This window comes from Mangrovimonas sp. ST2L15 (assembly GCF_001280515.1).
Classification (GTDB): Bacteria; Bacteroidota; Bacteroidia; order Flavobacteriales; family Flavobacteriaceae; genus Mangrovimonas; species Mangrovimonas futianensis.
Window position 1 is genome coordinate 411,897 of record NZ_LBIQ01000035.1, and the last position, 12,123, is coordinate 424,019.

Sequence of the window (12,123 nt, forward strand, 5' to 3'; positions counted from 1 at the left end):
TTTTTGCGGTAAATTTCACAGAATAACATGGCACAAAAACCAAGCATTCCTAAAGGAACCAGAGATTTTAGCCCGAGCGAGGTAGCTAAAAGAAACTATATATTTTCTACCATCCGTTCCCAATTTGAGACTTACGGCTTTCAACCTATTGAAACGCCGAGTTTTGAAAATTCGGAAACCTTAATGGGAAAATATGGAGATGAAGGGGATCGCTTGATTTTTAAAATTCTGAATTCGGGTGATTACCTAAAAAAGGTGGATGAAGCAGCTTACCAAACAAAGGATTCTACAAAGTTAGCTGTAGATATTTCAGAAAAAGCCTTACGTTATGATTTAACCGTACCATTTGCACGTTATGTGGTACAACATCAAAATGAGATAGAATTTCCTTTTAAGCGGTATCAAATGCAACCTGTTTGGAGAGCAGACAGACCTCAAAAAGGACGTTTTAGAGAGTTTTATCAATGTGATGCCGATGTGGTGGGATCTGATTCTTTATGGCAAGAGGTGGAGTTTGTACAATTGTATGATGCTGTTTTCACTGCCTTAAGCCTAGAGGGAGTTACCATCAAAATCAACAACCGTAAAATCCTATCTGGAATTGCAGAGGTGATTGGCGCCAGTGATAAATTGATTGATTTTACAGTGGCTTTGGATAAGCTGGATAAAATAGGAGAGGAGAAGGTTAAGGAAGAAATGATAGGTAAAGGAATTTCTCATGAAGGAATTGAAAAGCTTCAACCGCTTTTTTCTTTAAGTGGTGATTTTGGTGCTCAGATTTCTCAATTGCAGGATATTTTAAGTACCTCTGAGGAAGGAAAAAAAGGAATTGAGGAATTACAATTTATTGAAAAAGCCATTGCTGAGCTAGGTTTAAAAACGGCCCAATTGCAATTGGATGTCACCTTGGCTAGAGGTTTAAATTACTATACAGGAGCTATTTTTGAAGTCGTGGCGCCAAAAGGAGTTCAAATGGGATCCATCGGCGGAGGTGGGCGTTATGATGATTTGACCGGAATTTTTGGGTTGAAAAATATGAGTGGCGTCGGTATCAGTTTTGGTTTGGATCGTATTTACTTGGTATTGGAAGAGCTTGGATTATTTCCTGAAACAGTGACCAAGACTCTGGATGTTTTGTTTATCAATTTTGGCACCGATGAAGCCCTTTATGCCATGAAAGCAATTAAAGCTTTAAGGGAACAAGGAATCCACTCAGAACTCTACCCTGATACGGCTAAAATGGGCAAACAAATGAAGCATGCCGATAAAAGAGGGCTTCCATATGTCGTGTTGGTGGGTGAAAAAGAAATGGAACAACAGACCTTTACTTTAAAACACATGAAATCTGGGGAGCAAGTTTCTTTAACTTTAACAGAGCTTATTGCTAAATTTAAATAAAAAAAGGAAGCCCCGAACTTTGTTCGAGGCTCCCGGGCACAGTCAAATCTAAAAGCTAGATTTGGGACTTACGCTTAAGATCTCTATTTAATGATAACTTTTTTGTTGAATGTGCCGTACAGTTTAGTGGAAACTGAAATAATGTAGGCGCCCTGACTTAAGTTATTTGATTGTATTTTAGAATATTCTTCTTGGTTTAGGTTGTTTAATTGATAGACTGATTGGCCTAGTGTGTTATATATTTCTACTGTTTGTATATCCCAAAGTTTTGGATTGTAAATGACAATTTCTTGTTGGTCATTAGCATAGAAAATAGACAGGCTTTCAGCTAAAGTATCTTCCTCCATGCTTAGTGTTTCAGCTGAGAATCTCAGTTCAAATCGGTTGAGGTGATTTCCGGCACTAAGAGTGACAGAAAAATTACTAACCCTTAGATCATGATATAGGTTTTGTTCGCTGTCATATAGATAGATGTTTAAGTCATCTGGAACGTTTTCCAAAGCATCAATCATGATGGTGTTGATTCCTTGTGTATCGGTTTTGATACCAATTGGCAATATGGTAGCTTCATCAATCACATCGATTCCTTGAATCACGAATTTATCATCAGATATTTGCCAAAACATATCGTCCATTTGATTCTCATTCAAAATACCTTCATAACCCCAATCAATACCTGCTGATGCTTGTGGATCTTCAGTAACTAAGAGTTGTCTGTGAATTGTATTTACCGAATTATAACCTAATCTAATTTTTAATCGTGTATCATAATAGTCTTCTGGATTTTCCTCATCATTGGTCACATTTGTATTGGAATTAGCTTGTTTTACAAAAACAGAGACTCCATTCTCTTCTTTTCTGAAGACACGTTGTCCGTTGTTGAATTTGATTTGGCCATCACTTTCTCCAATTACAAAAAATCCTTGACCTACAGGAATATACCTGCCAGGAATTTTTGTTGGAACACCTCCCGTGCCCACATCTGGGTCATTGGTTCCATAAGAGGCAGATGGTGCTCCTCCTGATAAATTGTAAGTGGCATAGCCTCCTTGATATTCAGCAAGAATATGTGAGCCACCACCCCAGTGTTCCCAGAAATAGAGCGTGCCAGATAGGTTCCCGTTTCCTTCAATGATGCTTCCATTATCTAATATAAATTGAACTGCGTCTATGGCTGAAGGGTAGGGGTTTCCTACCAAATAGTCATTATTTTCATTAATTGTGAGAGCAATGTCTCCGTTGTTAGGTTTCCCAACGAAAACATAATTTTGCTCTTCGGATACATTTCCATTGGTATTGGCGACTCCTTTCATAGTATATCCTTCACCTACATACATGGTTCCTGTATTTCTGACGTGTTGCCAAGAGGCGTAATCATCAGTTGGAAAATTATTGAATTTCCAAATCCAATAATGGGCAATGCTTATGGGTGATCCCGAATTTCCATTATATCCTGAAATGAAGTTAATTTCTTGTACCTCATCTGGGTCAGATCCATCAAATAGCACATCTGGAACATGGTATTCCATATTATTTATGGTATTGTTGATTAAACCAACTGGTGAAGACCAATAATTATAAGTGAATAAATCTTTGGTTCCTTGTTGGTCAATTTCTATACGCCCAGTGCTCGTGGTATCCAATTCGCTGTCCATTCCTTGAACCAATTGGGATTCTCCCGTTAAATCTAAAAGCCCATCTAATTTCAAATACCAGCTCACATTGAACTCAGAATCATTTTCAATACTAAATTCTATGGGGTCATTATTGGAATCATTTTCTTCCAAAAAGAATGCCAAATGAGATGAGTTTTCATTATAAGAAATATTATTGTGGAGCACTTTTATGATGCTCCAATCATAGGTTGTGGCGTCATAACCATTCACACCGTCTTCCGGAATGTCTAGAGTTTCTGGTAAAAGATCATTGCCATGTTGGGTGATAAAAGGGAGTGGTGCGCTTTGATTACCAATATTTTTAACATTGTAAATTTTTGCGCCAACCGTATCAAAACCAAGGGTTGTCAAATCATCAATTATATCATCTTTATACACATCCATCCTGAAATATCTTAGCAGGGAAGACCATGATAAAGGAGAATTATTGTCTACATCAACAAAGTCGGTGATATCTCGAGGGATAACTTCCCCTCTTACATTACCGGCATTATTCCCGATTTCTTGATACACCATTTTGTGAATTTCGTCATCGGATAATGTCTTGGTAAATATTCTAACTTCATCTATGAAACCTTTAAAATAGGTGTCACTGTCTGCTGGATCAGCAGACTTACCAATTGTAAAATTATAGGTATTGGTATTCAAGGAGCCACCTATACCATTGACGCTGCCTCGGTTTTCTCCATTGATATAAAGTATCATTTGATTTGTTGAACTGCTTGTAGTAGCAGCTACATGAACCCATTGATTCAATGGAATATCACCAGTGGAAAATTGTTTGTTATCAGCATGTGCTGTAATGGTAACATCCCCGTAATTTTCTACTTCCAATTCAAAATTGGCTTGCCCAAGAATGATTGCTCTACCTGTGAAAGTTGGGTCAATTTTAATCCATGTCATGAAAGAAACGTTAGAAAGACCACTCAGTATTTGAGTATCTTCAACATAATCATTCCTTCCATCAAAGTATAACAGCAATTTTTGATTCAAATCTCTTGGGGATCCAAATAGATTGTCATATGTATCAAAGAGATCCATTATTCCATCGCTGTCCAAATCGGTCATATCATCAATGACCCCATCATTATTAGCATCTAAAGCGTAATATAAGGTACTGGCGATATCATAGATGCCATCGTCGTTAGAATCGATATCCATATAATCGGGCAAACCATCGCCATCTGCATCTTTTACGTAGTAAGTGTATCCTATTCCCTGGTTACTATTACCATATGCTTCTTCAAATATACTTCCGTTGTAGTAGTCATATAAATCCAATATACCATCGGTAAAATATTCAACAATTCCATCGGATTCTACATCTGTTTCTCTTACGGCATCTGTATCAGTACCATCACCCACACCATCTCCATTGATGTCTCCATCGCCATTTTGAAAGGAAGTATCGGCTAGATTTCCAGCCCCTGACTCGTCTACATCAAAAAGGGTGTCGTTATCACTGTCTAAATCTAGATAATTTGGTATGCTGTCACCATCTGAATCTAAAGGAATGTGCCCTTCAACCAAATCGTGCATGCCATTACCATTGGCATCTACCCAAGTTGATACGTTTGTTAAGGTTGCTTTTCCTTCACTGTATGCTCCCAAGCCTGCTTCAACAACATCAGGTATTCCATCATTGTCAGAATCTAAATCAAAAATATCAGCAACGCCATCACCATCTGTATCACAAAGCGTTTGAGAAATGACAATGTCATCAAGAGCTAAATCATTTCCAAGACCTCCTGTTTCGTTATTGAAAAAATAAACGTAAAATTCATCAACGTTAAATGTTAAATCTGCCGTAAAGTTGATCCAACCGTTATTAGCAGAGGCAGGATTGTTGGGAGGGATGCTTCCTGTTGTTAAGGAGTTCAAGATATTTCCATTTTCATCTCGGAATTCAACCAAAATATCAGGTCTCAAACGTGAACTGATACCAGGAGCATCATGGTTGTCCAAATTGATTACCCAAAAACTATAGGTGATTGGCACATTGGGAAGTGCCCCTTGGATGTGAGCCGTGTAAAACAACCCAGGATCATAGGAAGCATTAAACATCGCCATACGCCCGTTGGTATCACCTGAAGTGTGGTCTAGACCAGAATACCAATATTCGTCGGCCCATGAAGCAACTTCATTATTTGGTGTGTCATTAGTGCCATCTCCATCACATGCTTTGTGGTAAACAGTGTACTCTCCATCATTTAAATCTTGATTGCTATTACAGGATCCGCTACCATCTTCATAGCAATAGCTTGTTTGCGCATCGTAAGTGGTGTTTATAGTGGTGCGATTGGTTCCAGTTCCAAAAGTTTCATTGAGGAACTTATAATTTACGTAAGTTGATATGGCTGAATTTTTACAACTGAGCTCCTCATCGGAATCCAAAATACCATCGTTATCGTCATCTATATCCACATCATCATAGACTCCATCTCCATCACTATCATAAAAATCTTGAATGGTTACTTCAGGCTCATTTTCGATTCCTTCAATGAGGATATTGTCAAAGTAATTGTATTCTGAATTTTGATTTGCTGTACTCGAAAACCGCATTCTGGAATTAGTACTAAATGAATAAGTGTCACTGGCAAATGTATATACAAGATCGTAAGACGAATAACCCGAAACAGAAAAATCAACCCCTTTTTTAAACGTATAGAGAAGTGACCATGTCGAACCATCATAATATTCAAGCTTGAAACCTTCTCCATTTTCAAGGCCATTATTTTTAGAACAAAATGAAATTGTGATGTTTGAGTAAGGTGTGAAATCTAGAATTGGTGAAGTGACTCTATTTTGATTCTCTTGATCATCTTTGGAATAGATGGAGCGGTTCCCAAAACAAGAGTAATAGGAAGAGTTGCTCAAGCCTGCATCATTGCCACCATCCGTCCAACCCTGTAAACCATTTTCAAAGTCATAGAAACCTATGGTTGTTTGGGTTAGAGCTATTTTACATGAAAATAGTAAAAGCATGACAATGATACTTTTACATATTGAAAAAGTATTGTTTCGCATAAGTAGATTGGTTTAGTTTGGGGCTAAATCAAAAGCTCAACAAAGATAAGTTTATATCTTTTAAATGCAAAAAAAATCGATGAAATGCATTGTGTTATAGGAAATTATATAAAAAAAGCGGTAAATTTTGTTTACCGCTTTAAAATTGGAGGCTGATTTTTGAAGTTATTCAATAATCACCTTTTTATTAATACTTGTGCCAAGGCCTGTATCTAATTTGATAATGTGGTTACCACTTGAAATGTGTCTTACAGGTAGTTTGATCTTGGAATTGGCAAGTTCAGTAACTTGAGAACTGTTCCAAGTTTGTAAAACTTTTCCGGCCATATCAATTAGTTGTACGCGGTTGACTTTAACTTTATTGTAAGTATTGATAAAGATTTCACCTGAATTATTTAGGTAGTTGACGCTAATCTCATTGGTTAAATCTTCAATAATGCTTAAGGTGGATTCATCTGATTCAAATGTCAGGAAGAATCGGCTGTTATATTCCCCCGCTTCCAAATTAATAGAGAATGGAACCTCATTAAATTGAGAATATTCGCCAGTTAAAGAATCGTAAATAAATACATCGATTTCCTCATCAAAGTTTTCTAGCATTCTAAGGTTAATTGCCAAATCTCCAGCTTGAGCCAATTTAACATTTAAGGGATATTGTTTAGTAGAATCAAATTCGCCTACCCCTTGAATAATAAAATTAGTATTCTCAACATTCCATGATACATCAGTCGTATAGTCGTCTATGTTTTTAGCGTCATAGCCAAAATCATAACCATCAGAAGCATTGCTATTAGGAACGAAAGCTAACATTATATGCCTATTTAAATTATTTGGTGTGGTTGCCGTTAACCTTACCCTTTGAATTACAGATTCATTTTCACCATCTGTGTAAGTTAAGTTTGGACTATCTATAGTCTTCAAGAAAATCGAGGACCCTGAACCGGATTCTCTTCTAAAGATCCGCTGGTCATTTTCAAATTTGATTTGACCTCCTGTTTCTGGTTCCAAAGCTCCAACAAAAAAACCTTGTCCAACCGGAATATACCTTCCAGGCATTAATGAGGAAGAGCCTAAATCACTGATTTCATAACCATCTTCTGTTATGGATGGAGTAGTTGGAATTTCACCTCCACTCAAGTTGTAAGTGGCATACCCTCCTTCATAGTTTACAAGGAAATGGGAATTACTACTTAAATAGTGTACCCAGAAATAAAGAGCACCATCAATGGCGCTTGTAGAGCTAGGGTTTGCCGTACTTCCATTTGGAATGTTATCTTTTATAAATTCGTCAGCATCTATCGCACTTGGGTATGGGTTTCCAATTAATATTTGATTTCCATTGGAAACAGCAGTGTTGGTATTTTGAATCAATCCATTGTGGGGCTTTCCTAGGAATACATAGTTTTGATAATCATTGTTAGTGCCACTGCCTTTCATGGTAAACCCATTTCCAGTGGGTATGTTTCCTGTGCTTCCAACTTGATTCCATTGTTGATAGGTATTAGCTATGGCATTGTAGGTCCAAAGCCAATAATTTGGTAATGAAATAGGTGGTCCAGGAGTGGCATCGTAGCCACCAATCCATGTGATTGTGGCGGGATTGGGTGAGGGGGTACCATCCATCATAATACTTCCTACAGTATAATTAGAATTAGTTGCAGCACCAATGCCGCTTACTGGTGAACTCCAATAATTGTAATTATATAGATTTTTAGTTCCTTGCTGATCTCTTTCAATAAACCCAAGACTATTTGGTTCCAATTCACTATCATTCAATTGGTCTATATTATATCTTTTTTGAACTAATTGTGATTGTCCGACTAAATCTATTTGTCCATTAAGCTTTAGATAATGGGTTACCCATAAAGCGTTACCGCTATTATTTTCATCTTGCGTTGTATTAGGGTTTGAAATAATGATTTCAGAACCTGAATTATTTAATAATCCCAAAAGGGTGATATTATCATTGTGAGAGTTGACATCATGAGCCGTTTCAACAATATTCCAATCAATCTTTGAGCCATTTACTCCAACGCTATTTGGATAATTCCAAACGGAATAATTGGTCCAGGGAGAAGCCGATGTGTTATCATTATCCCAATCTCCTGCTTGTGTTGTTGTATAGGGTAGTGGAGCGGTTTCCTGTTGACTAGATGTAATATTTTTCAATCGACCGTTTGTTCCTGCTGAAAAATTAGGGGACAAACTACCACAAGCAATATCCATTCGATAATAGCCTTCCAGATTAGACCATAATAACGGATTATCATCAATACCATCTTGATTGGCATCTGGACCATTGATTTTTGAACCTAGAACTACACCTCTCACATCAACTCCATCGGGTTCTATTTCTTGATTCATCATTTGTCTAATATGTTCTGTTGATAGGGCTTTATTCCAAATACGTAATTCATCTATCCAGCCATTAAAATGGTTGGTTGGAACAGAAGACGATGCTTCATCCATTGCTCCTAGAAGGGTCTTGTAATTATTGCTTGATGGATGTCCTCCACCTCCCGTTTTAATTAATATGCCATCGATGTAAAGTCGATACTCATTTCCATTTCGCACCAATGCAATGTGATACCACCTTGAGGAGTCAATTGTATAGGGAGTAGAATTTAAATATCCAGTTTTATTCCAACGAAATGCAATATGACCAGCACTATTAATACGTAAATCGTAACCATGTGCATTCCCAGAAAAACTGGCATCGCGCTTCGACAAGATGGTTTGAATACCAGCAATTGATTCAGGCTTTATCCAAACCTCAATACTAAAGTCATTGCTGGATAAATCGTAGTTATTTTCTCCAAAATCCACATAATCATCTGTACCATCAAAATCTACCAAATCACAATTGATTATTTCGATGCTCATATTACTTGAACATCCGTTAACTGTCCATGTCAAGTTGTAAATTCCGGCATCTCCTGTAAATTCTGCATCAGGGTCATTAACATCAGAAATTGTAAAATTTCCACCGCAACTACTGCTTGAAATCACAGCCCATTCACCCGCAATTTCTGTATCTTCCATGGCGCCTTCATCATCACAGTTGACACAGTTATTAGGAAGTGTATAGGCTCCTTTAGCCGCATTTTGAGTAGCGGTTAACCTATTGTCATAGGCATTTAATTGAACCGTGTTTTGTCCACATTCTTCAGGGGTAAAAGCCACATCCTCACCAGCATAAGAATAGAACACTTTTATTTCAATTAAATCTGTACCGTCTTCATCATAGGACCTACAGCCATTTATTAAAGCTGTCGCACCATAATTATGGGTCCCAGGTACTTCTGGAATAAATGAAATAGGAACTTGTGTTTCACCTGTTACAATTGGATCTTCACTAGGATCCCCAATTCCATCAGTCCATTCCAGTTCTGTATCGACGTAGACCTCTTGGTAAACAAAAATATTATCCATTGCCCAGGCACTTTGATTTGTAGTACCTGTAAAAGACCATCTAATTCTAACATTACTTTCTCCAATATAGGCGTCCAAAGAAATAGAAGTATTGTCTGTTTCAAAATTATATTCGGTAGGTGTTGATCCGGCAACAGATTCTGCAGTTCCTGCAGTAAACCAATCTGAATCACCACTTCCTACGGCATGCATAAGTACCAAGGTCGAATAGTTGACACCACCATCTATAGATATTTCTATAATGGCATAGTCTTGATCTGAAAAATAATAAGCTTGGTCAAAATCTAAACTTGCTGAAGCAACATTAGATAAATCCATAATAGGAGTTTCAAGTGTTGTTGGTATGGCTCCGTTATATTGGGGAGAACTAAAATTACCATAAGCTATAGTATACTTACCATCATTACCGCAATATACAATGTCACCATTCTCTTGATTGTTACAAGTTTTTGCAGACCAATTTCGAGGTTTTGTTGCGCTTCCACCAGCAGTAAATCCTCCAGTCTCTCCATCAACCAACCAGCCATTAGGATCTTGAGTGTTAAGCTGGCCTTGATTAAAATCCCCTGGAGGGTAATCAGGAAAAGCCTCCTCTGTTGCCAAATAATTACTTGTAGCCAATAGATTGACTTCATCCCCCAAACAATAATTTGGGTCAGAATCTAAACTTTCGATGGTTGGTGCAGATCCAGGTGGTAGTGACCTGACATAAAACAAGCTTGAATATACACTACAATTTCCTACTTGGATTAGAACTCTGTAATAGGTTGATTCCAATTCTCCTATAGCAAAGGTTATTGAATGACTATCTGTAGTATTTGAAATAATGCTCCAAATACCTTGATTCACTGCGAATTGCTCCCATTGAATGATGGTTCCTGTTTCCCCAGTTAAGTCTAAATCAATATTAATTTCTTCTTGACATGAAGAAATATCAATTTGACTAGAAAATGTGGTGCCCTCAAAGGTACCTTGAAGCGTTCCTCCATCAATGGAAGGGGGAGTCATTGTAATATCTTGGGTTTGTATAGTTATGTTACCATTACTATCTATGAATTGCCAATCAATGGTCTCAGTCCCAGAAAAAGAAAATGGAAATATAAAGTCAGGAGACAAAGTTCCTTCAATGATACCATCACATCCATCTGTAGCGGTTGGAATGGTCAATTCTGAAATACTTGAAATTTGACAACCAGTAAATGATAAGGCAGTTAATGAAGGACTGTTTGGTACAGGACTTTCATTGTCAACGACTGTAACATCTTGTGGTACAATAATACTGTTGCCTGCACTGTCTGAAAAGGTCCAATAAATTGTTTCTGTACCAACAGAGTCAAAAATTAAACTAACATTAGATGTTCCGATAATAGTTCCATCACAATTGTCATTAGTGGTTGGAGGAGTTACTTCTATGTAACAATCTGCAATGATAGGTTCAAGGACTGGAATCTCAGGATCTTCATTGTCTATAACAGTTATATCAATTGAACAAGTGGAAGAATTTCCAGCAACATCAGTAATTACAAATGTATTGGTTGTAGTACCTACCGGGAAGACACTTCCAGAAGGCAAACCTGTGGTTTGTATTGTGGTTGCTCCAATACAGTTGTCAGAACCTGTTGGTGTAATGTAAGTCACTACCGCTGAGCAAAGTCCTGTATCATTGATTGTTATTATATCACTTTGACATGATATAGTGGGTGCTGTAGTATCCTCGATGATCACATTTTGGTTAACTGTTATGGCATTGCCATTTCCATCGTCAAAGGTCCAAGTAATTATGTGTATTCCTTGGGTATTATAGGTCAGGGGATTGGAAGTGGTTCCTGTTATGGTTCCGGTACAGTTATCGGTTGTAGTGGGTGTAGGGGCAGTAGCAGAGCATTGTCCATTGACATCGGATAGAATAGGAGCTAATGGAGCAGTGGTATCATTAATAACAACGTTCTGTGTCTGTGTTGAAGCATTACCATTCACATCTGTATATATCCATGTTACAACTGTTGTACCCTGGGCGGAGATAGGTAGAGAAGCATTGTTTGTTACAGTTACTGATCCACCGCAATTGTCCGTCGCCGATGGTGCAATCAAGGATGTTACAGAACATTGTGCAGTTACATTCGCTAAATTAGCTAAGTCAGCTGTAGGAGGCGTGTTGTCCTCCACGGTAATGGTTTGGGTTTGTGTTGTTGTATTGCCATCGTTATCAGTTACGGACCATTCACGAACGATAGTTCCAACACCATCGTTGACGGTATTGGTAGTTTCTGAATAGCTAACTGTAAGGGTTGTATCACAGTTGTCTGTTGCGGTAACCACAGCAGGAGCGGGTATGGCATCACATTCTACGGTCACATCGGCAGGAACGCCAACAAGCACCGGAGGCGTATTGTCCTCCACGGTAATGGTTTGGGTTTGTGTTGTTGTATTGCCATCGTTATCAGTTACGGACCATTCACGAACGATAGTTCCAACACCATCGTTGACGGTATTGGTAGTTTCTGAATAGCTAACTGTAAGGGTTGTATCACAGTTGTCTGTTGCGGTAACCACAGCAGGAGCGGGTATGGCATCACATTCTACGGTCACA

General features: G+C 38.0%; 3 protein-coding genes. 1 reads left to right on the plus strand and 2 read right to left on the minus strand.

The annotated features are described in order from the left end of the window. Window positions 1-27: 27 nt before the first annotated feature. Window positions 28-1,398: a histidine--tRNA ligase gene (gene hisS / locus ZA07_RS14950; protein WP_053972560.1), complete on the plus strand. Its 1,371-nt coding sequence runs from the start codon at window positions 28-30 to the stop codon at window positions 1,396-1,398. A gap of 83 nt (window positions 1,399-1,481) precedes the next feature. Here hisS and ZA07_RS14955 read toward each other — a convergent pair whose 3' ends face one another. Further along, complete coding sequence (locus ZA07_RS14955; protein ID WP_053972561.1) at window positions 1,482-6,059, minus strand: LamG-like jellyroll fold domain-containing protein; 4,578 nt, start codon at window positions 6,057-6,059, stop codon at window positions 1,482-1,484. Between the two features lie 207 nt (window positions 6,060-6,266). Beyond that, a partial coding sequence (locus ZA07_RS14960) for a LamG-like jellyroll fold domain-containing protein (RefSeq protein WP_157492166.1) occupies window positions 6,267-12,123 on the minus strand: 5,857 nt, incomplete at its 5' end.